Origin of the sequence: Actinomadura meridiana, from assembly GCF_039537545.1 — a bacterium.
Taxonomy (GTDB): Bacteria; Actinomycetota; Actinomycetes; order Streptosporangiales; family Streptosporangiaceae; genus Spirillospora; species Spirillospora meridiana.
Window position 1 is genome coordinate 87,275 of the sequence record NZ_BAABAS010000006.1, and the last position, 20,645, is coordinate 107,919.

General features: G+C 69.2%; 23 protein-coding genes and 1 tRNA gene. 18 read left to right on the forward strand and 6 right to left on the reverse strand.

Annotated elements, in window-relative coordinates; translation table 11 throughout:
- Nucleotides 1-48 precede the first annotated feature (48 nt).
- The 6 genes from ABD808_RS13605 to ABD808_RS13630 all read left to right on the forward strand — a co-directional run bounded on the left by ABD808_RS13605 (nucleotide 49) and on the right by ABD808_RS13630 (nucleotide 6,376).
- Nucleotides 49-1,209, forward strand: a complete 1,161-nt coding sequence (locus ABD808_RS13605; RefSeq protein ID WP_344895513.1) for a DUF418 domain-containing protein — start codon at nucleotides 49-51, stop codon at nucleotides 1,207-1,209.
- A gap of 926 nt (nucleotides 1,210-2,135) precedes the next feature.
- Entirely contained in the window at nucleotides 2,136-3,242 is a 1,107-nt protein-coding gene (locus tag ABD808_RS13610; protein ID WP_344895516.1) for a FecCD family ABC transporter permease, read from the forward strand.
- A 7-nt stretch (nucleotides 3,243-3,249) separates the two neighbouring features.
- Entirely contained in the window at nucleotides 3,250-4,080 is an 831-nt protein-coding gene (locus ABD808_RS13615) for an ABC transporter ATP-binding protein (RefSeq protein ID WP_344895519.1), read from the forward strand.
- An 8-nt stretch (nucleotides 4,081-4,088) separates the two neighbouring features.
- Nucleotides 4,089-5,072 (forward strand): ABC transporter substrate-binding protein, encoded by a 984-nt coding sequence (locus tag ABD808_RS13620; RefSeq protein ID WP_344895523.1) that lies wholly within the window; start codon nucleotides 4,089-4,091, stop codon nucleotides 5,070-5,072.
- A 5-nt stretch (nucleotides 5,073-5,077) separates the two neighbouring features.
- Entirely contained in the window at nucleotides 5,078-5,800 is a 723-nt protein-coding gene (locus ABD808_RS13625; protein ID WP_344895526.1) for a class I SAM-dependent methyltransferase, read from the forward strand.
- A gap of 255 nt (nucleotides 5,801-6,055) precedes the next feature.
- The gene (locus tag ABD808_RS13630; protein WP_344895528.1) at nucleotides 6,056-6,376 is read left to right on the forward strand and encodes a UBP-type zinc finger domain-containing protein; all 321 of its coding nucleotides are present in this window, start codon (nucleotides 6,056-6,058) and stop codon (nucleotides 6,374-6,376) included.
- A gap of 21 nt (nucleotides 6,377-6,397) precedes the next feature.
- Here the strand turns inward: ABD808_RS13630 and ABD808_RS13635 are convergent, their stop codons facing one another.
- Together ABD808_RS13635 and ABD808_RS13640 are read right to left on the reverse strand one after the other, a co-directional pair.
- A complete protein-coding gene (locus tag ABD808_RS13635; RefSeq protein ID WP_344895531.1) occupies nucleotides 6,398-6,877 on the reverse strand; it encodes a hypothetical protein in 480 nt (159 codons plus the stop codon).
- Between the two features lie 38 nt (nucleotides 6,878-6,915).
- Nucleotides 6,916-7,107 carry a hypothetical protein gene (locus ABD808_RS13640; RefSeq protein ID WP_344895532.1) on the reverse strand — a complete coding sequence of 64 codons (192 nt, stop codon included), beginning with the start codon at nucleotides 7,105-7,107 and terminating at the stop codon, nucleotides 6,916-6,918.
- A gap of 598 nt (nucleotides 7,108-7,705) precedes the next feature.
- On the opposite strand from ABD808_RS13640, the gene ABD808_RS13645 reads away from it, so the two are divergent.
- The 6 genes from ABD808_RS13645 to ABD808_RS13670 all read left to right on the forward strand — a co-directional run bounded on the left by ABD808_RS13645 (nucleotide 7,706) and on the right by ABD808_RS13670 (nucleotide 12,699).
- Nucleotides 7,706-8,467 (forward strand): GAF domain-containing protein, encoded by a 762-nt coding sequence (locus ABD808_RS13645; protein WP_344895535.1) that lies wholly within the window; start codon nucleotides 7,706-7,708, stop codon nucleotides 8,465-8,467.
- A 101-nt stretch (nucleotides 8,468-8,568) separates the two neighbouring features.
- A complete protein-coding gene (locus ABD808_RS13650) occupies nucleotides 8,569-9,336 on the forward strand; it encodes a GAF and ANTAR domain-containing protein (RefSeq protein WP_344895539.1) in 768 nt (255 codons plus the stop codon).
- A 781-nt stretch (nucleotides 9,337-10,117) separates the two neighbouring features.
- Complete coding sequence (locus tag ABD808_RS13655; protein ID WP_344895542.1) at nucleotides 10,118-10,660, forward strand: DUF5994 family protein; 543 nt, start codon at nucleotides 10,118-10,120, stop codon at nucleotides 10,658-10,660.
- Nucleotides 10,661-10,772: 112 nt separating this feature from the next.
- Nucleotides 10,773-11,156, forward strand: coding sequence for an STAS domain-containing protein (locus ABD808_RS13660; RefSeq protein ID WP_344895545.1), 384 nt, complete (start codon nucleotides 10,773-10,775; stop codon nucleotides 11,154-11,156).
- Between the two features lie 344 nt (nucleotides 11,157-11,500).
- Nucleotides 11,501-11,683, forward strand: a complete 183-nt coding sequence (locus ABD808_RS13665) for a hypothetical protein (protein WP_344895549.1) — start codon at nucleotides 11,501-11,503, stop codon at nucleotides 11,681-11,683.
- 101 nt (nucleotides 11,684-11,784) lie between these two features.
- Nucleotides 11,785-12,699, forward strand: a complete 915-nt coding sequence (locus ABD808_RS13670) for a LysR family transcriptional regulator (protein WP_344895552.1) — start codon at nucleotides 11,785-11,787, stop codon at nucleotides 12,697-12,699.
- 428 nt (nucleotides 12,700-13,127) lie between these two features.
- Here ABD808_RS13670 and ABD808_RS13675 read toward each other — a convergent pair whose 3' ends face one another.
- The 3 genes from ABD808_RS13675 to ABD808_RS13685 form a co-directional block, all read right to left on the reverse strand.
- Nucleotides 13,128-13,331 (reverse strand): cold-shock protein, encoded by a 204-nt coding sequence (locus ABD808_RS13675; RefSeq protein WP_131964235.1) that lies wholly within the window; start codon nucleotides 13,329-13,331, stop codon nucleotides 13,128-13,130.
- Nucleotides 13,332-13,847: 516 nt separating this feature from the next.
- Nucleotides 13,848-14,468 carry a GAF domain-containing protein gene (locus ABD808_RS13680; RefSeq protein ID WP_344895558.1) on the reverse strand — a complete coding sequence of 207 codons (621 nt, stop codon included), beginning with the start codon at nucleotides 14,466-14,468 and terminating at the stop codon, nucleotides 13,848-13,850.
- A 127-nt stretch (nucleotides 14,469-14,595) separates the two neighbouring features.
- Entirely contained in the window at nucleotides 14,596-15,018 is a 423-nt protein-coding gene (locus tag ABD808_RS13685) for an STAS domain-containing protein (protein ID WP_344895561.1), read from the reverse strand.
- 308 nt (nucleotides 15,019-15,326) lie between these two features.
- Here ABD808_RS13685 and ABD808_RS13690 point away from each other — a divergent pair, with 308 nt between their 5' ends.
- Together ABD808_RS13690 and ABD808_RS13695 are read left to right on the forward strand one after the other, a co-directional pair.
- Nucleotides 15,327-15,614, forward strand: coding sequence for a hypothetical protein (locus ABD808_RS13690; protein WP_344895564.1), 288 nt, complete (start codon nucleotides 15,327-15,329; stop codon nucleotides 15,612-15,614).
- 232 nt (nucleotides 15,615-15,846) lie between these two features.
- Nucleotides 15,847-16,335, forward strand: a complete 489-nt coding sequence (locus ABD808_RS13695; RefSeq protein ID WP_344895567.1) for a DUF5994 family protein — start codon at nucleotides 15,847-15,849, stop codon at nucleotides 16,333-16,335.
- A 329-nt stretch (nucleotides 16,336-16,664) separates the two neighbouring features.
- On the opposite strand, the gene ABD808_RS13700 is transcribed toward ABD808_RS13695, so the two are convergent.
- Nucleotides 16,665-16,736 (reverse strand) — tRNA-Arg (locus ABD808_RS13700).
- Nucleotides 16,737-16,866: 130 nt separating this feature from the next.
- Here ABD808_RS13700 and ABD808_RS13705 point away from each other — a divergent pair.
- The 4 genes from ABD808_RS13705 to ABD808_RS13720 are packed head-to-tail and all read left to right on the forward strand — an operon-like array spanning nucleotide 16,867 to nucleotide 20,575.
- The gene (locus tag ABD808_RS13705; RefSeq protein WP_344897923.1) at nucleotides 16,867-17,229 is read left to right on the forward strand and encodes a response regulator transcription factor; all 363 of its coding nucleotides are present in this window, start codon (nucleotides 16,867-16,869) and stop codon (nucleotides 17,227-17,229) included.
- Nucleotides 17,230-17,238: 9 nt separating this feature from the next.
- A complete protein-coding gene (locus ABD808_RS13710; protein ID WP_344895570.1) occupies nucleotides 17,239-17,886 on the forward strand; it encodes a hypothetical protein in 648 nt (215 codons plus the stop codon).
- Nucleotides 17,883-19,274, forward strand: coding sequence for a diaminopimelate decarboxylase (lysA, locus tag ABD808_RS13715; RefSeq protein ID WP_344895573.1), 1,392 nt, complete (start codon nucleotides 17,883-17,885; stop codon nucleotides 19,272-19,274). The genes ABD808_RS13710 and lysA overlap by 4 nt, the downstream gene beginning before the upstream one ends.
- A complete protein-coding gene (locus tag ABD808_RS13720) occupies nucleotides 19,271-20,575 on the forward strand; it encodes a homoserine dehydrogenase (protein WP_344895576.1) in 1,305 nt (434 codons plus the stop codon). Before lysA ends, ABD808_RS13720 begins: the two co-directional genes overlap by 4 nt.
- Nucleotides 20,576-20,645: the final 70 nt, after the last annotated feature.

Here is a 20,645-nt window from a genome sequence, read left to right on the forward strand (position 1 = left end):
ACAGCCAGGGGATGGGACCGGACTCCCCGGACCGCAAGACTCGACTCCATGACGCAGCAGGCTCCCTCAACCGAGCACGCCGCCCCGCAGACCCGGCGCCCGACGACCACCGGCCGTCTGGTAGGTCTCGATCTGGCCCGCTGCCTCGCGATCTTCGGGATGTGCGTGGCGCACGTAGGCCCTGACCCAGCAGACGGAGGGCCAACAGGCACGCTCGCCGAGCTGACGCACGGCAGATCCATGGCCCTGTTCGGACTGCTCGCCGGAGTAACACTGGTCATCATCGGAGGCCGCGAAACACCAAAGACCGGCCGCCCCGGCAGACAAGCGGCAGCGAAGATCATCATCCGCGCCGCGATCCTCATGCTGCTCGGCACCGCGCTGACCATGACCGGAACGCAAATAGAGGTGATCCTCGCCTACTACGGCGCGTACTTCCTACTCGCGCTACCCCTAATCCGCCTCCGCCCCCGCACACTGGCCCTGATCGCGACCGGCTGGGCCCTAACCGGCCCACAAATCTCATTCGCGATCCGGGACGTCCTAAACAGCGAAATCCCCGGCAGCCCGCTCGTCCAACTGAGCGCCGAAGGCGTCCGAGCCCTCCTCTTCACAGGCTCCTACCCTGCCCTCACCTACATGCCGTTCCTGATCGCGGGAATGGCCCTAGGCCGCCTCGACCTCACCTCCACATCCGTCCGAGCCCACGTAGCAGCCCTCGGCGCGGCCCTCACAACACTCGGATACGCCGGCTCATGGCTGGCCTTCCACCTCTTCCCAGACTTCATGGCCCCGACCGGAACACCAGCAGCCTGGTGGTCCGACGTAAACGCCGACGACACCCTCCCCGACGGGGCCGCCTGGCTCCTAACCGCCGCCCCCCACGGCGAGACCACCCTCTCCCTAGCAGGCGGCACCGGTACAGCCCTCCTATTAACAGCCGCAGCACTAACCGCCGTAGACCACCTCCCTCGCCTAGCCAGCCCCCTGGTAGCGGTCGGCTCGATGTCCCTAACCGCATACGTAGCCCACATCCTCGTACTCCTCCCACTAGGCACCGACGACCTACCAGAATGGCCACCACAAACCCTCCTGGTCTTCCTGCTCGCGATAACCGCCCCCGCCTTCATCTGGTCCCGCCACTTCCGTCGAGGCCCCCTGGAACACTTAATCCACACCGCAACCAAAACAACCAACCACATTCGCTAACCGGCTAGAGAGAAAACCAGCATGCACATAAAATCTGGTGCTCGTCCCTACTCGATACCGTCGATCCGTCGCAGCCACCAGGGGTGGTCAGGAGGTGCGAACGGGTCGTTGAGAGACCAGCTTTGATAGGCCAGATCGAGAGGGTCGACCAACTTCCGAAGATGGCGCCTCGCTCGAGGACTGAGGCTTCGGAGCGCAAGTTCGAGCAGGGTGCGGGGCTCGTCCTCCAGACAGGACCGCCAGTCCTCCTCCGGTCCTCGCCTCAAACCACCGATGCGATGGTCGGGCCCACGTCGGAGGGCGATTCTTCTGTAGCTGTCGTAAGCCACCGCGACCTGTCCAAGCGCGATGTCGTTCTCTAGCTCGTAGTTGTGGAGCTGCCGATGAACAAAAGCGGGTAGCCCGGGAATGGCGACGTTGTACCTACGCGACCGACGCGGAAGCCGGGCGCGCACCAGGCCCCAGTGGGCACCCACCGCCGGCTCCTGCGACCGCGCCTACGCTCGATCCTGAGCCGATGTGAAACACCCGCTACGGACCGACCCTCGTCCAGACGGAGAAGGCCACTCTGAGGACGTGCTCGCCTCTTGTCGAACCGGAACGTCCAGGCGGGGCCCTGGTCGACGAGGTAGAGGACTGATCGGTCATGGCGAACGCAGAGCGATCTGTCGCAGATCGGTTGCTGCTGCCGTGGGCGCCGCTGGTGCCCGGTAGCGCCGCCAGCCTGCGCGCCCCTTGCGCCCTCAGAGGATCCGCTGAGGGAGGCGGCCATCCGTCCGGAGCCAGGGGTGGGCGTGTTCGGTGGGCTGGGTGGTGGGTGGGCGTCGGCGCTGAATGAGTGGTTTGTCACATGATGGACCGACTTGACGGGATGCTCCTGCATGATCTTAGTTGTTGCATATTAGTTGCAATAACTGAGGGGATGCATGGGTTCGTCATCGGTGGCCCCGTCAGTCCTGGACTTGGGGCCGGACCTCGACGATCTGGGAGCGTCCTCCCGGCGGCGCCGGTACGTGCTGCTCCTGCTCGGGCTCCTGGCGGTGTTCTGCGCGACGGTCGTCGCGGCGGTCGGGATGGGCGCGGTGTCGGTGCCGCCGATGACCGTCTTCGACATCGTCGGTCACCATGTGATCGGCAGCCCGGCCGAGGTCACCTGGCGTCCGGCGCACGACTCGATCGTGTGGCGCGTCCGGTTGCCGCGCGTGCTGCTCGGGGCGGCGGTCGGCGCCGGGCTCGCCGTCACCGGCATGGCCTTGCAGGCGATGGTGCGCAACATGCTCGCCGACCCGTACCTGCTGGGGGTCAACTCCGGCGGGTCGACGGGGGCCGCGGCCGCGATCCTGTTCGGATTCGGCGTGGGCTGGGGGGAGCACGCGCTGCAGATCGCCGCCTTCCTGGGTGCGCTCGGCGCGTCGCTGCTGGTCTTCGTGATCGCGCGCTCGGCCGGTCGGATCACCTCGACCCGGTTGCTGATGACCGGGGTCGCCGTCGGCTACGCGCTCTATGCCCTGACCAGCTTCTTGATCTTCGCCTCCGACTCGGCCGAGGGCTCCCGGTCGGTGCTGTTCTGGTTGCTGGGCACGTTGGCGCTCGCGCACTGGTCGGCGCCGCTGGTCGTGGTCCTGGCCGCCGTCGTCCTGGTGACGGTCACGCTCACCCTGTGGGGGCGCCGGCTGGACGCGCTGGCGATCGGTGACGAGACCGCGCACACCCTGGGGATCTCGCCGACGCGGTTCCGCCTGGTGCTGCTGGTCCTGGTGTCCTTGGCCGTGGGGGTGCTGGTGGCCGCCTCGGGCAGCATCGGCTTCGTCGGACTGGTGATCCCGCACCTGGCACGGCGCGTCGTGGGGGCGACGCACCGCCGGGCCATCCCCGTCGCCGCGTTGATGGGGGCGACCTTCCTGTTGTGGGCCGACCTGGCCGCCCGCATGGTCCTGAGCCCGCAGGAGCTGCCGATCGGCATCATCACCGCGCTGGTGGGCGCGCCCTTCCTGCTCATCCTGGTCCGCCGCCTGCACGCCGGAAGCGAGTGAGACGACCATGATCGAAGGACGCGGACTCAACTACGCCTACGGCGCCACCACCGTGGTACACGACATCGACGTGCGGGCCGAATCCGGCCGCATCCTCGGGCTGCTGGGCCCCAACGGAAGCGGCAAGACCACGGTGGTGCGGATGCTCACCGGGATCGTGACGCCCCGCAGCGGTCAGGTCCTGCTCGACGGGCGTCCGCTGACCTCCATCGCTCACCGGGCGCTGGCCCGGCAGGTCGCGGTCGTGCTGCAGGAGTCGGCGGGCGACCTGCCCATGACCGTGGCCGACATGGTCATGCTCGGCCGGGCACCGCACCAGTCGACGTTCTCCCGCAACACCGCGAACGACCACCGGATCGCGGCGGCCGCGCTGCGCAGGGTCGGCGCACGGCACCTCGCCGACCGGATCTTCGTCCGGCTGTCCGGCGGCGAGAAGCAGCGCGTGATGATCGCCCGCGCGCTCGCCCAGCAGCCCGCCCATCTGGTGCTCGACGAGCCGACCAACCACCTCGACATCCGGTTCCAGCACGAACTGCTCACCATGATCCGCGGGCTTGGCATCACCACCGTCATCGTGCTCCACGACCTCAACCTGGCCGCCCGGTACTGCGACGACGTCCTGGTACTCCAGGACGGGTCCGTCGTCGCGCACGGACCCTGCGCCGACGTGCTGACACCTGACCTGCTCCAGGGCGTCTACGGCGTCGGTGTCGAACGGTTGGAGACCTCTCGCGGGATCCAGTTCCTCTTCCACCCGCTCGACGCCGCTTCCGCGGCGGCATCCGAAGAACACATCGTTCCGGCCACCGGCCGGCCCGTCGATCATCGCAAGGAGTAGTCCGTCAGATGAAGCGATACCTCGCATGGCTCGGGGCCGGCCTCCTGACCGCCGCTCTCGCCGGCTGCGGCTCGACCGGCCCGGAGGCGGGTGGGCAGGGGAACACGGGCGGCTACCCCGTCACCGTCAAGAACTGCGGGGTGGACGTCAGGCTGGACAGGGCGCCGTCCCGCGTCATGATCGTCAACAGTGCCCCGCTCCAGTACCTGTCCTCCCTCGGCGTGCTGGACCGGCTGACTTCGCGGGCCGGGAAGTTCCCCCCGGAGTACTACTCCAAGCAGACCCTCGACGCGGTCGGCAAGATCCCGTCCCTCACCGACCGCCTCGGCTCGGACGGCCACCTGAAGATCTCCACCGAGGCGATCATCGCGGAGGAGCCCGATCTGCTGCTCGGCCTGCCGGAGGGCGTCGCGCGGGAGTCGCTCGCCGCGGCCGGCACCCCCGTGCTCCTGGAACCCAGCTTCTGCCCGGAAGGGATCAAGGACCCCGGCTACGGGACGATCTACGCCCAGATGCGGCTGTACGGCAAGGTCTTCGACCGGCGGGCCAAGGCCGAGCAGGCCGTCAAGGACCTCCAGAAGCGCATCAAGACCGTCGAATCGAGGCTGTCCGCTCAGAAGGGCCACAAGGTCGCCGTGCTGTGGCCCTACCGGGGTGAGGGAACCGTCGGGGCCTACGGCAACCAGAGCATGGCGACCCCGCAGCTCAAGACGCTCGGCGCCCAGAACGTGTTCGCCGACGTCGACAAGCGCGTCTTCGAGGTCTCGATGGAGGAGCTTCTGGGGCGCGATCCCGACGTCATCGTCCTGCTGCACACCGATGGCACCGACCAGGAGATCAAGCAGGCACTGTTCGACATCCCCGGCGCCAAGGACCTCCGTGCGGTCAAGAACGATGCGATCACCGTGCAGTTGTTCAACTTCACCGAACCGCCCACGCCCCTGGTCCTGGACGGCCTGGAGCGCCTCGCCAGCTACTTCAAGGGAAAGTGAACGCCATGCCCGCAAGCTCGCCCGTCCAAGACGGGATCACCTGGTACTGGGACCAACACGCCCCCGATTACCAGCAGTTCCAGGAGCAGCGCCTCGCACACCCCGATTACAACGCCGCCTGGACCCGCGTCTGGCGGAACGCGCTGCCGGACGACACCGAGACCGTCCTCGACATGGGCACCGGCACCGGCCACGCCGCACTGACCATCGCCGCCCTCGGACACCAGGTGACCGGCATCGACATCGCACCCGCCATGCTGGACTTCGCACGCGAGAACGCACGAAGCCGCGGCCTCGACATCACCTTCGTCCAAGGCGACGCGGTCAGGCCCGAAGTGCCGGGGGCTCCCTTCGACGCCCTCGTCAGCCGTTACCTCCTCTGGACGCTGCCCGACGTCGACACCGCGCTGAGCAACTGGCGCCGCCTGCTCCGACCGGGCGGCCGCCTTGCCATCGTGGACGCACCCTGGCACGCCGGCGGCATGCGACACCCCGACACCGACCCCCGCGCCCGCGCCTACGACGACGAGGCCCGCCGCGCCCTGGTGCTGGCCGAAGCGGAGACCATCACCGCCTGGCAGGACCGCATCGTCGCCGCCGGCTTCGCGGACGTCCAGGCCACCCCGTTGACCGACCTGTTCGACCTCGACGGCGTCCACGGCGTCGCGACCGACCACCGCCGCACCCTGCAACACCTGATCACGGCCCGAAACCCCAACACTCCATGACACCCCCCGCGACAGGCCGAACAGCGAGAGGGCGAACAGCGACAGGGCGCCGAGGGCCCTAGCCCGCGTGTTCGCATCCGATCGGCCCGGAAGGCTTCGGCCGCCCGTGCGGGTGTTATGGGTGTGGGTGATGAGTTCCGCTCGACTTGGCGGTTTCCGGGACGGCGTCGGTGGCGATTGACTCGGCAGTGCCGTATCCGGGACCGCCAGTCGGACGCGGAATCGCAGGGAGGACAAGGGAGAGGAGAACCTGCAATGGGCACTGACCGCGACAGGCACCTCCAGATCATGTCCCTCTGCCCAGTCAGCCCGAACGGGTCGGCGCCGCGTTGTGAGCACATCGACGGGCTGGCGCCGGTGACTCCGCGATCGGACCGATGCCCGGGCTGTCAAGTCCTCGGCGCCGTGTGGACGAGGCTTCGGGTCTGCCTGAACTGCGGCTGGGTCGCGTGCTCGGACGACTCACCCAACCAGCACGGCCGAGCGCACTACCAGGAGACCGACCACCCCGTCGTCGGCGCCCTGGAGTCCGGATCCGCATGGAAATGGTGCTACGTCCACGGGCGCGAAGTCTGATTCGTCGGCGGATTCGCGGCCTCAGACTTGGCCGATCAGGCGGGGGGACGGCAGGGCGGCGCACTCGTCCAGAAGTGGTTCCAGCCGACCGCGACGTTCCTCGGCTTCTTCCACGCTGACGCCGAGTATGGCGGCGAGTTGCTCAATGCCGATGCCTGAGACTTGGGCGGTGTCGAGGAGCCGCGCCTCGGCCAGGTCCAGGTTCGAGCGGAGCGCGCTCAACAGAACCAGCGCCGCGGCCACGTCCATCGGGGGCGGGGCGTCGCCGGCGCCCCGCCGGGCTTGGCCGGACGCGGCGATGACCGCGTTGACGGCGGCGCCGTCGGGCATCGGCCGCTTCCTGGCCTCCCAGAGGAGCTCGTCCAGGCCGGTGGCGTGACGGGAGGTCAGGTAGACCCGCGCCGCGCGCACCTCCTCCGGCGCGGAGACGGGAGGACCGCCGGGCGGTGCGTCGCGTCCCGCCGTGTCACGGCTCCCAAGGTCGTCATTGATGCCGGTCAAAAGGACTCCCCTCGGTGCGTGGCGCCCATGGCCACGGCTCAGGTCTTTCGGCGGGAGGGACGGCGGGGCGGCGGCGAGCGCGGCGGCGCGGTCTCGGCGCCGTATGCCCCGCCGACCGGGACGGCGCCGCGGGCGGCCACCACGATCGCCCCTGTAAGGACCGCGTGGACACGCTGGAGCGCCGTCCCGGACGGCCGCGGGAGCCTCGGGGGAGGAACCGGTGCCGTCATATCGGTGGTCATATCAGCGGCGTCGACGGACGGCGCACGCGCGGCCGGGGAGGCGTCGATTGCGTGATCGGCGTTCAGAGCGTCCTCCCATGTGGGGCGGCTGGCGGCCAGGGCCGTCCGATGCGTTGTGAGGGACTGCTCACCGCACATCGGAGGGCCCCAGTGGATCAGCGCGGCCTCCAGCAGTGACCGGCCACATTCCAGCCAAGCCTGGTGATCTCTTCATGGACACAGGCGATCGGTGAACGGCTCATCACATTGGCCGATCGGCGGGACGGCGAGCGTCGCGGGCCGCACGGAGGGCCTGACCGCCGGTCAGGCGATGACCCGTCAGGGCATCGACATCGTCGTCGCCGACCCGTTGTCACACTCGTGGTCACGCTGTCTTCTGCCAGTGGTCCGAGCGCTCTCTGAGAGGGGAACTCTGATCATCTCCAGTTGGGCTCGACGGCCCGGGACGCCAAGACAGCCGTTCCGAGCAGGGCCCAGCAGCGGAGCCGATGGCCTGGACGGCCGAGCGGCGCGGTCCTGTCCATGCCCGTTCGGGAAGTTGTGGCAGTCTGGGTGCGGGCGTGGCCGTTCGGTCGCCTCGGGCAGGGTGAGGCGGTGGGCGGCGATACCAGCGGCGGGCGAGGCGCGGGCGGCCCGGTTGTGGGCGCTGGTCGCCGGGTGCGCGGACGGCGAGGCGGTGTCGGCCGCGCATGTGTGCGGGGCCGCCGTGGTGGCGGTGGAGGCGGACGGGGCGGCGCTGTCGGTGGCGGCCCGGCCGGACCGTCGGCAGCGGGCGCACGCCACCGACGCGGTGGCCGCGCTCTTGGAGGAGCAGCAGTTCACCCTGGGGGAAGGCCCGAGCATCGAGGCGGGGAGCTCCGGAGGCCAGGTGCTGGTCGCCGACGTGTCCGCGCCCGCTGGCGCCTCCCGGTGGCCGATGTTCGCCCCGGCGGCCACGGCCGCCGGGGCCCGGGGGATGTTCGCCTTCCCGCTTCAGGTGGGGGCGATTCGGCTGGGCGTCCTCACCCTGTACCGGGTCAGGCCGGGGTCGCTGACCCGGGAGCAGGTCGCCGACGCGGTGACGCTGTGCCGTACCGCGGTGGCGGTGATGCTGGCCGCCGGCCGCCCCCCGCTGAACGGGGCGGCCCCGGATCAGGGGGCGTGGCCGCTCGGCGGACCGGGCGAGGGCCGGATCGAGGTGTACCAGGCGACCGGGATGGTCGCGGTCCAGCTCGGCGTCGGCCTTCAGGACGCGTTCGCCGCGTTGCGCGCCCGCGCCTTCACCGAAGACGTCCCGCTGGCCCGGCTGGCCCGCCAAGTGGTGGACCGGCGGTTGCGATTTCATCCCGACGACTTCCCCGACAACTGACGACACGATGGATCGACACGATGGCCACTGCGACAGACGACAGGCAGCGTCACACGACAAGGCACCCCAGCTACTGGGCCAAGGAAATGGACTGAGCAGGCATGCCCGAGCAACAACGACTCGCTGAGGTGTTCGTCGAACTGGCCGACACCCTGGTGGCCGACTTCGATCTCATCGAGTTCCTGCACCGGCTGGCCGAGCGCTGCGTGGAACTGCTGGAGGTGGAGGCGGCCGGGATCCTGCTCACCGACCAGGCCGACGAGCTACAGGTGATCGCGGCCTCCAGCGAACAGACCCGGCTACTGGAGTTGTTCCAGCTCCAGTCCCGCCAGGGCCCCTGCCTTGACTGCTTCGCCACCGGCCGGCCCGTCAGGGTCACCGACCTGGCCGCCGAGGCCTCCCGGTGGCCGGTGTTCACCCCCGCGGCCCTCGACGCCGGTTACGGCGGGGTGCTGGCGTTGCCGATGCGGATGCGGGAACGGGTCATCGGTGCGATGAACCTGTTCACCACCCCGTCCACCGTGCCGGCCACCGACGAAGCGGCCACGATCCAGGGGCTGGGGCAGGCGATGGCGGACGTGGCCACCATCGGCATCCTGGGTGAACGCGCGGCCCGCGAACATGAACTGCTGTCCCAGCAACTTCAGATCGCCCTCAACAGCCGTGTGATCATCGAGCAGGCCAAGGGCATGCTCGCCGAACGCCACCAGACCTCACTCGACCAGGCTTTCACCGCCCTGCGCAGCCAGGCCCGCGACACCAACCGCAAGCTCGCCGACCTCGCCCAGGCCGTCATCGACGACGACCCGGCCGTGGTGGGCTCCCTGCGTCCGCCGAACGATCCCGGTCGCCGCACCGACCACACCTGACCGCGGACGGTGACGACGGGCGCGACGCGTGTTCGGCATGCCGAGCCGTGTGGTGGTCATGTTCGGCCGTTCAGCGCTTTCAACGCGTCCTCCGGCTGAGGACGCCAGATGAGGACGTCGTCGATGCCGGTCAGGCGAAGGACGCGGTCGACCCGGCCTCCGGCTCCGGCCAACTCCAGGGGGAAGCGCTGATCTCGGGCGTGTTCGACCGGGTGCGGGGTGTCAGCGCCGGGCGAGCTGGCGTCCCCCTCCGGCGCCGGGCTTGGGCGCGGAGCACGAGACGGCTCCAGGGCCGGCCGGCCCGGGGAGGAGCGGGCGGCCCTGGAGCGTCCGGCCCGGTTTCCCCCAAGCAGTCGAACCGGCCGCATATCAGCCAAGCGCGATGAGCCGAGGATGGACACAGCGAATCCATGCACACCCCATCACTTGCGCCGATAACCCGTCGCCTCGACGGGAATTCAGCAGAAATGGAAGCAGGTTTCTCACGCTCGGGCGGCGACGGTCCCCGATGTGCGAGCGAATCACCTGGCGACTTTGTATTTTTCCCGCATATTGGCAATTATCGGGGTAGAATGAAAATATCCGGCAAAATGACGACACCCCTGTTCTGAGGGTTCATCCGTCACACCGGCCCGCCCCCCCGGAGAGGGGGAGTCACGCAGACCTCGCACAAGCCGAGCGTCAACGGCCGCACCGGCTGGCCGCGCCCGCTGACCCGCAAGCGCCTCCGCTGAGAAACCGACCCGCCGCACCGATCAGAACCCCGAGGAAGGCGCCTGCCATGTGGACCACCGCCGAACGCCGCACCACGATCAGCCTGTCACCACCTTCGACTCCACGGCTGCGGCTGCGCCCCGCGGCCCCTCCGGGCTCAGCGCGGACCGCGCTGGACGGCGCCTGGTGGCCCCGCTCGGCCGACCCGGTCGCGGAGCTGCCGGGCCTGATCCTGGCCCTGCAAGACCACGGTCCCATCGACGACCACCGTCGCGTCACCCACGTCCTGCTCCGGATGGACGACTGGGACGGCCGTCCCCGCAGGCTGCGCGTCAACGGCCCGGACGACCCCCGGGTTGTCCGGCTGAGCTGGTTCGACTCCCTTCCCTCCGGGCTGCTCACCGCGATCCACGCCGACGGACGGCGCGTCGACCTGCTCACCGTCCCGGCCGCCACGCCCCGGACCGAAGCCGAGGCGTCGATGGACCTGGCGGTCCACCCGCACGACCACCTCGGCATCCCCGGCCTGCTGGCCGCCCTCACCCCACCACCCGGCCGGACGGCCCGGGTCGACACTCCGACGGCCTCGGAGAGGGCCTGGGAGTCCTAGGGCGGGCGGCTCCGAAGAGACCTCGCGGCGCATTCATCCGGCCTGCCGCCCGGTCGGCCGTCATCCGGCCGTCCGGGCCGGTGCTCCCGCCCACCTACGATCGGAGATCACCATGACCACGTCCACCGCCACCGCGCCCACCGCCGGGAGCCCCGTCCGGGCCCCCGACGAAGTCGGGATGCCCGGCCACCGGCGCCCCGGCCACACCATCATCGCGTTGTCGGGCGCCGTGGACGGCGCCGCCGCTCCAGCGCTGCGCGAGCACCTGCTCGGCGCGTTGGGGCGCAGCGGGCGCCTGCTGATCCTCGACCTGAGGGAGGTGGCGTCCGCCGACGCGGCTGGGCTGGCCCTGCTGGTCGGCATCCGGCGCCGCGCCGCCGGGCTCGGCATCGTCGTGCGCATCGCCGCCCCCGGCCCACAGGTCGCCGAGCTGCTCCGCGTCACCGGACTCGACCGCGCACTCACCGTCCACCCCGACCAGGACGTCCACGCCTGACTCGCCGGACGATCGCGATCACACCGCGTGAGAAGAGGAGATGCGGCAAACCGTCAGGAGGCGGTGGGGGCGACCGCCGCGATGAGCGTGCAGACGAGAGTCAGCGCGATGGCCATGCCTCTGATGAGCCCCCTCATCAGCCCGAAAAAGTCCTCCTTCATGATCATCGGCGCCCTTCGTCGGTCCTGGTCACGGTCACCGGGCTCGGGGTGACGGCCCGGTGCCGCGAATGCGGCGGAAACGCCGAGCGCGCGGAACAGGGAGTCGGGGTGGGACTCCGCACAAATGTCGCGCCTTGCCCGTTCATTCGGTCGTAGCCGCGATTCCGGACGCCGGTTCTCGTGATGCTCCGCCTGGATGAGACCGGCGGGCTGACCGCGCAGCTCCGCGATGCCGTCAAGGTCGGTGTGCCCCTCCTGGAAGGCTCGTCCGGTGTCCGGCCGCCCGATGACTTCCATCGTCGGCTGGTCCGGGCGGTCGCCGAGCTCGCCGGTTCCAGCGGCGGGCAACTCGTCCGCGCAGCATGAGGGCGACGTCTGGCACTGGATCAGCGACCCCCTGTGGGGGCCGCGCCGCGAGATAGGATCGGCGATCAGGTCTCACTGTTGCAGCTCAGAAGGCGGGAGACGTGGAACTGCGCCAGCTCCGCTATTTCGTCGCCGTTTCGGAGGAGCTCAACTTCGGGCGCGCGGCGGCCCGCGAGCACATCGTGCAGTCGGCGCTGAGCCAGCAGATACAGCGGCTGGAGCGGGAACTGGGCGTGCGTCTTCTGGAGCGCACCACCCACTACGTCGCCCTGACCCCGGCGGGCGCGGCCTTCCTGGTCGAAGCGCGGCAGATCCTGGCTCACGTGGAGCGCGCCGCCCAGGTCGCCCGGACCGCCCAGGGCACCTCCCCGGCACTGCGGGTCGGCATCATCGACGCCAGCTACGACTCGATGCCGCAGATTCTGCACGAGGCTCAGGCGCTCTACCCCGACCTGGTGATCCACCAGGTGGAGGCCGGCGTCCCCGAGCAGTATCAGCAACTCCTCGACGGACGCCTCGACGTCGGGATCGGCCGCGCCGCACTGGCACCGAGCGGGATCGCCTCACACCTGTTCCGCCAGGACCGTCTCGGCGTTCTGGTCCCCCGCGGGCACCGGTTCGCCGAACTGGACGCGGTGCCGGTCGAGGCCCTTGCTCGTGAGCCGCTGCTGCTGGCCGAGGAGATGAAGGCTCCGGAGTTCAACCAGTTCACCGTCGAGATGTGCCGGGCCGCCGGTTTCACTCCGACGGTGCACCAGGGCACCGTCGACAGCGTCCACGCCGCGTCCGCACTGGTCGCCCAGGGCCGCTGCCTGTACTGCGTGCCCTCCTCCTGCATCTCCGCGCTCCCCGGGACGATCTGGCGCCCGCTCACCGAACCGGCCTCCTTCTACCCCTGGTCGATCCTGTGGCGCGCGACCGACGACTCCGACCACGTACGCGCCGTCGTCACCTGCGCCCGCAACATGTCCCAGCGGCTCGGCTGGCTGGCCCCGGCGAACCAGACGACCGGCTGACCACCAGAACCACATCAAGATCCGGTGACGTCGCGGGCACGGCAGCGTGATCGGGCCGCCGGGCACGGGCAGGCTATGGCCGAGTATTTCGACACTGGGCACAGTCGGGTGTTGCAGTGGGCCCGTCGTCCTGAGGCGGCGGCGCTGCTGGTGGCGATGGCCGATTCGGTGACTGGGGACCGCGGGACACGGCGGAGCCTTCCTCGAAGCGATGCGTGTCGAGGAAGGCTCCGCCGTGCGAGCCCGCGCCTCGCGGATGGAGGTCGACGGAGAAGTCTCAGAACGAACTGGAGTCGACCGGCGGCGTACGCGCTGCGGGCCATGATGGAAACTGTCGGTGGTCTTGGGGTGAGCGGACCGCCCCCCGGGAGCCACGGCCGGTGCGCACCGCTGCGGGGGCCATCCGGGCCCCGCAGCGGACGTCCTGATCAGGACGGGACGATGTTCTCCGCCTGCGGGCCCTTCTGTCCCTGGGTGATGTCGAACGTCACCTTCTGGCCCTCCTGCAGCTCGCGGAAGCCCTGCGCCGCGATGTTGGAGTAGTGCGCGAAGACATCGGCGCCGCCGCCGTCCTGCTCGATGAAGCCGAAACCCTTTTCGGCGTTGAACCACTTGACCGTACCGGTGGCCATGTCGTCTCCTTTGTTCTGTCCCGCCCGCACACCGTGTGCGGCGAGGACGCCGCGATGGCCCATCCGGAAGGTCCAGAACAACAAAAAATGCGCCTGAGGTCAGATCCGACAGGCGCATGAACATGTCTATGGGAACCGCAACTACGCGAATCCTATCACACGCAACCGGGCCTGGATCGTTGCGGGTTGTGAACGGGTCGTGTGATCCTCTCCATCGGAGCCCGACGAGCCTCGTAATGTTCGGTCTCAGCGCACCGGGGTAGTGAAATCCCCGCAATCCGCCCGATGATGGTCGGCTCGCTAGCCCTTTCCCGGTTCCGTTCGCTGCTCCGCCCTAAATGCCAGAATTCTCGCTATGCAGACGAGACTCTTCGCACTCTGCGGCCATTGCCAAGTCCGCGCGGAACGCCCGTGGAGAATACGGACCGCACGTTCTTCTACGCAAAGGGCTGGCTGTTTTCCGGAAGGTGCGGAAAGGCTCGACCCGGGACGGCGGTCAGGTCGACCTCGTGGGTCTCACCACCCGGTGGTCACGCTCCGCTGGATCGGGGCGGTCGAAGAGCGATGATCTGTGCTCCCACGGGGTCCGCCGGGACGGTCACGCTGGTCCTCGGCGAGCTGGATCAGGCGGGCGGAGGCGTCGGCGAACAGCAGCAGTTGGCGGGCGGTGGACGGATTGACCGGTTCCGCACCGGGTTGTCCGAGGACGGCGAGCACGCCGCGTGTGGCCTCCCCGGTGTCCAGCGGGAGGATCAGGATCGGGCCGGGCGGCAGGGCGCTGAGTGTCTGGTCGGCGACGATCCGCGCGGACAGGGCCCGGCGGGAGCTGAACGCCCGTCCGAGCATCGATCGGCCTCGCCGTACCGTCAGCCCGTGTATTTGGTCGCTGCCGACGCCGACCGCGAAGTCGATCCGCAAGATGAGGGCGTCCTCGGCGGGCAGGGCGATGAAGGCCAGCGGGACGCCCGCCATGGCGCGAGCCTGTTCCGCCACCAGGGTCAGCAGTCCGGGGAGGGTGATTCCGTCCAGCACCGCCGCGATCAGGTCGAATGACGCGGTCAGGCGTCGGCTGTTCTGCGTGCCCCGCGTCTCGTTCGGCGTCTCCCAGACGCTGGTCGGCAGATTGTCGTTGGTCATGTCGTCGTCCCGCTCTCCTCGTCCGCCAGGCGTCGGCCCGGTCTGGGCCCGGCCGAGGTTCGGCGGCGGACAGGGTTCCGCCCGTTGCGTTGGATCGCCCGCGTGGCCGCCGCCGACGTCCGCGCGGTCAAGCCGCGGCCGATTGGGCGCCCGGACCGGCGGTCCGCGCCTCGGCGACGGAGGAGTGGACGGCGAAGACGCGGAGCAGCCCGGTGACCCGCAGCAGCCCCTCCAGCTGGGGACGTAGGGCGGCGAGGACCATGGTCGTGCCCTTCGCCTCCGTCCGGCGGCGTGCGCCGGCGAGCATCGCCAGTCCGGACTCGTCGCAGGACGTGACGCCGGCCAGGTCGATGATCACGTACGCGCCGGCGTCACGCAGGGCGACGTAAAGGCGTTCCCGGAGCGGCGTGGTCGAAGTGGCGTCGAGTTCACCGCTGAGGGTGAGGACGGTGTGGTCGGCGAGCCGTTCGCTGGTCAGCCCGACCATGTGCGCGGTCCCGGTAAGGGGGCCGGCCTCAACGATTCGGGTGGCCTGCTGTTGCGGCGTCATAGCGCCGGACCTATCTGGCCCCGAAGAGGACCGAGCATCGAGAGACCAGGGGGACCCGGGCTTGGCCACCCGCATCGAGAAACCCTCGTCACAATGAGTCTACGCGCTCGCTTCGCCATCGCGGCGTGCATGAGGCCGCACCTGGTCCCGTGTCCGCCGCGCGTTCGGACGCCCCTCTCAGACGGGACGGCCGCCACTGGACGAACGTTGTACGGCTCCATCCACAGGACGCCGCGATGCGGGTGGGCCACGAGGAACAGCCCTATGTTGAAAGGCGGATGGGCTTGCGATCCTGGGAGATGAGGCTCATGAGTGAAGTGTGGATCTCGGCGGCGGACGGCTGCGACATGGTCCGTGCCGACGCGATCGTGATACTCCGCCTGGACAATACGGGCCGGTTGACCGCGCAGCTTCGCGACGAGGCGAAGGTCAGCGTGACGCTCCTGGAAGGCTCGTCGGGCGGCGGTCACCCGCCGGCCGACCTCCACCGCCGGCTGATCCGGATGATCGCCGAGCTCGCGGACTCCAGCGGTGTGCAGCTGATCCGGGCCCAGCATGAGAAGGACGGGTGGCGCTGGGTGAGCGAATCGCTCTAGGCGCCCCAGCCCGTGCCGCCTGCTGGGACTGGCCTGGCCGTCCCGACCGCCTGCCGGGATGACCGTCCGGTGCCGTCATCGCCGGGCATAGGCAGGCCTGTGACTCCGAACGCGCACATTCTGTGACGTACACTCGCGATGCCAGGGGCACTTCGCGCGCGGGCCACCATGCCGGCGCCGTCCCCGGCGGTACACGAGCCGGTTCCGTACGAACCGAGAACGGTGCCCTCCCATGGCCAGCGACACCGGGCAACTCGCCTTCCCGCCCGCCGCGACCACACCGCCCAAACTCACGATGCCGCCACGCCCACGGCTCCGCTTGGCCCCCGGCCAGGCAGGACGCGGGGTCATGGACGGTGGCTGGTGGCCGAGATCCCGCGACGCTGTCGCCGAACTCACCGACCTGCTGACCGCTCTGACCGGTACGGGCGAGCCGCCAGAGGTTGCCACCCGCGTGACCATCGACTTCGACGACTGGGACGAGATCCCGCTCCGCATCACCGTCCTCGGACGCGAGGTCGGCGTGGGCTGGCTGGCCCACCGCGATCACATGGTCGCGATCACCCGCGGGCGGGCGGCCCCGACCCTGCTTCTCGTCGTCCCGCCCGGAGCGACGTCGTCGTCGGCGGAGGCCGCTCTGACCAGATCCGCGGTCGAGACCGGTGACATGTTGCCGCACGAGATTCTCGCCTCCTGCGACATCTCCACCCGCCGCGTCTGAGTCGCCCCGGCATCGACGATCGCGCCGGCGACACCCCGGTAAAGAGCCCTCGCGACCCCGCGACCGTCCCTGGCGGGGACCTGTCCTGGGAAGGGCGGCGCTGCACCGGGACGCCGAGGGCCACCGTCCCGCCCGAACAGGACTGCCGCCTCATGCGTGCGCTCCTACGAACCACTGGGCGCGGCCCAGCATGAACTCTTCCAGGTCATGGACGCCCACAGCGCGATCACCCCGCTCGCGGCCCACAGTGACACGAGGTCACGGAACGAGGGTCTGAGATGCAAACGGAACAGGGCCGAAACCACGGCCGCCTGTTCCCGTCTTCTGGGTGCCCCCTGCAGGATTCGAACCTGCGCACACGGCTCCGGAGGCCGTTGCTCTATCCCCTGAGCTAAGGGGGCCTGCGGCCTTGCGGTGGCGCGCGGTAGAAGGTTACCAGGGTTTGGTGGGGTGGCGCGCACGTTAACGTTCGCCGTGCGCGGGCCGGGTTCGTGGGCTAACTTCGAGGCCGTGACCGAGCCACTGGGACGCGTGCTGGTTGTCGATGATGACGAGGTGATCCGCCAGCTCATCGCTGTGAACCTGCAACTGGAGGGGTTCGAGGTGGCGACGGCGGTGGACGGTCAGGACTGTCTGGAGCGGGTGGCGGAGGTGCGGCCGGACGTCATCACGTTGGACGTGATGATGCCCCGGTTGGACGGGTGGGTGACTGCCGTGAGGTTGCGGGAGGACCCGGGGACGGCGCACATCCGGGTTGTGATGATCACGGCGCGGGCGCAGGAGCATGATGTGCGCAGAGGGCATGAGATCGGTGTCGACGCCTACGTGACCAAGCCGTTCGACCCGAATCAGCTGATCCAGACCGTGCGAAAGCTCGCCGCGGTGTCCGGATAGTCTCCCGGTGTGAGTTCAGCCGATGTGAGCGATGCCCTGGTGGGCGCGGTGCGGGATGCCGTGGCTGAGGGTGAGCTTGATGTGGCTGTGCCTGAGGTGGCTCTTGTTTTCAGTCGGGGCGCTGGGGTTTTTGAGAGTCCTGTGGCGTTGCGGTTGGGGGTTGATCCTTGGGTGATCGCGCGGCGGGTTGGTGGGTGTGTGCGGGGTGGGTTCGTGCGGGTTGTGGTGGGGGCCGAGGAGGTTGTGGAGGGGGTTTTGCGGGGAGTTTTGGGGGATGTGTCTGTTTCTGGCGGGTGGGCGGAGTGGCCTCGGACGTTTGAGAATCCAGGGTTTTCGGTGCGGTATGCCTATGCGCGGGCCTGTTGGACGGGTCGTTGGGCTGGAGAGTTGGGGGTTGAGCGGGGGGCTGTGGGGGGTCCGGAGGAGCTTGCGTTGGTGGGGGTCCTGGGGGACGTTCGCGGGAGGGCGCTTCAGGCGGAGCGGGAACGGGATGCCAGGCCGCTGATGTTTTGTTTGGAGAAGGTGGCCGGGGCGTACCACGACGTCCATGAGCGCCGTCCGCTGGAAGGTGGACGGGTCGGCTTGGCGGAGGCTGTGAAGGTCGTCCTCGGCGACGGACTGAAGATGTTCGGTGAAACCCCTAGAGAGCGGATATGAGTCGAGTACACCCTGCTGGGCCGCTGCATGCCGATGTTCTGCCGGAAGACCACCCGGCGGGGCCCGCTGATGATCTGAACGCGCTCGACCCCGCGGTCTGGCCACGGAACGCCAAGCGGGACGGTGGTGTGCTGTCCGTGGGTGGTGTCGATGTGCGGGATCTCGTGCGGGAGTACGGCACTCCTCTGTATGTCTACGACGAGGAGGACGTGCGGAGCCGTGCGCGGGAGTACGCGGCTGCGTTTCATGACGGGGACGTGCACTACGCCAGTAAGGCGTTCCTGTGTACGGCCGTCGCGCGGTGGGTGAAAGAGGAAGGTCTCGGGCTGGACGTGTGCAGTGGGGGAGAGCTCGCTGTCGCACTCGCTGCGGATTTTCCTGTGGAGCGCATCACGTTGCATGGGAGCAACAAGGCGGCCTGGGAGATCGAGAAGGCCCTGGAGGCCGGGGTCGGACGGATCGTGCTGGATTCGTTCGAGGAGATCGCCCGCGTGGGTTATCTCGCTCAGGAGATGGGTGTCCGGCCCAAGGTGATGGTGCGCGTGACCACGGGTGTCGAGGCTCACACCCATGAGTTCATCGCGACGGCCCATGACGACCAGAAGTTCGGGTTCTCCAGGAGTTCCGGGGCGGCGCTGGAGGCGGTGCGGAGGGTTCTGGAGCTGCGGCAGCTGGAGCTGGTGGGGCTGCACAGCCATATCGGGTCGCAGATCTTCGAGGTGGACGGGTTCGAGGTCGCCGCGCACCGGCTCGCCGAGCTGCTGGTGGCCATCCGGGACGAGCACGGCGTCGAGCTGCCCGAGTTGGACCTGGGCGGCGGCTACGGCATCGCGTACGTGCCGGGTGAGGCGCCGCACGACCCGAAGTCCATCGCGGACGGCCTCAGGAACATCGTGGTGCGCGAGTGCCGGGCCTATGGGCTGACGATGCCCCGGCTGACCGTGGAGCCCGGCAGGGCGATCGTGGGGGCGGGCGGCGTCACTCTGTACGAAGTCGGCACCGTCAAGGACGTCGAGGGTCTGCGTACCTACGTCTCGGTGGACGGCGGCATGAGCGACAACCTGCGGACCGCGCTGTACGGCGCCGAGTACACGGGCGTGCTGGCGAGCCGGTCGTCCGACGCATCACCCATGCTCAGTAGGCTTGTCGGGAAGCACTGCGAAAGCGGCGACATTGTGGTGCGGGACCTCTGGTTCCCCGAAGATATTGCGGCAGGGGATCTGGTGGCGGTTGCGGCGACCGGTGCGTACTGTCGATCGATGGCCAGCAACTACAACTACGTCCCGAAGCCCGCCGTGGTGGCGGTGAGGGACGGCAGGTCGCGCGTGATCGTCCGCCGCGAGGGGGCCGAGGACCTGCTGCGGCTCGATGCGGAGGTCGAAGCGTGAAACCCGGACTGCGCGTTGCGTTGCTCGGCTGCGGCGTGGTCGGCACGGAGGTCGTCCGGCTGCTGAACGAGCAGGCCGACGACCTGGCCGCGCGGGTGGGGGCGCCGCTGGAGCTGGCCGGGATCGCGGTGCGGCGGCCCGACCGGGTCCGGGACGGCGTCGCCAGGGAGCTGCTGACGACGGACGCGCAGACGCTGGTGACCAGGGACGACGTCGACATCGTCATCGAGGTCATCGGCGGGATCGAGCCGGCGCGGTCGCTGATGCTGGAGGCGATGAAGTCCGGCAAGTCGGTCATCACGGCGAACAAGGCGTTGCTGGCGGAGGACGGCGCGACGCTGTTCGCGGCGGCCAGGGAGTACGGCGCGGACCTCTACTACGAGGCGTCGGTGGCGGGCGCGATCCCGTTGCTGCGGCCGTTGAGGGAGTCTCTGGTCGGCGACCACGTGCATCGGGTGCTCGGCATAGTGAACGGCACCACGAACTACGTCCTCGACCAGATGGACACCAACGGCGCGGGTTTCAACGAAGCGTTGGAGGAGGCCCAGTCGCTCGGCTACGCGGAGGCCGACCCGACAGCTGATGTGGAGGGTTTCGACGCCGCGGCCAAGGCGGCGATCCTTGCGCAGCTCGCTTTCCACACTCCGGTGACCGCCGCGGATGTCCATCGTGAAGGCATCACTGAGGTGAGTGCCGCGGATGTGGCCGGTGCCAAGGGAATGGACTGCGTCGTCAAGCTTCTCGCCATCTGCGAGCGCGTTCCTTCGGAGGGCGGACGGAACGGCCGTGGTGTGTCGGTGCGGGTATATCCGGCGATGATTCCCCGTTCGCATCCATTGGCGAGTGTTCGTGAGGCCTACAACGCGGTGTTCGTAGAGGCGGAGTCAGCGGGTTCGCTGATGTTCTATGGCGCGGGCGCCGGTGGGGCTCCAACGGCGTCGGCCGTGTTGGGCGACTTGGTCGCGGTGGCTCGGAATGTGGCCGGTGGCACGCCCGGCCCAGTGGAAGTGACGTACGCGAAGCTTCCGGTGCTTCCAATGGGTGAGACGGTCACCCGTTATTACATCCAGGTGGACGTGACCGACGAGGCCGGTGTTCTCGCCACGGTCGCCGAGGAGTTCGCCAGGCACGGCGTGTCGATTCAGGCCGTCCGGCAGGTGGGGCTGGGCGAGGAGGCGCAGCTCGTCGTGGTGACCCACCGGGCCCCGGACGCCGCGCTGGCGGCCACGGTGGCGGGGCTGCGCGACCTGGACATCGTCCGCGAGGTCACGAGTGTCATGCGCGTCGAAGGCGAGGAGTGACGTTCTCCACCCGCCGTGAAGGGCGTCTGGAGTGGGAGCGGGTCGTCCCGCACCGGTAGACTCACGGGCA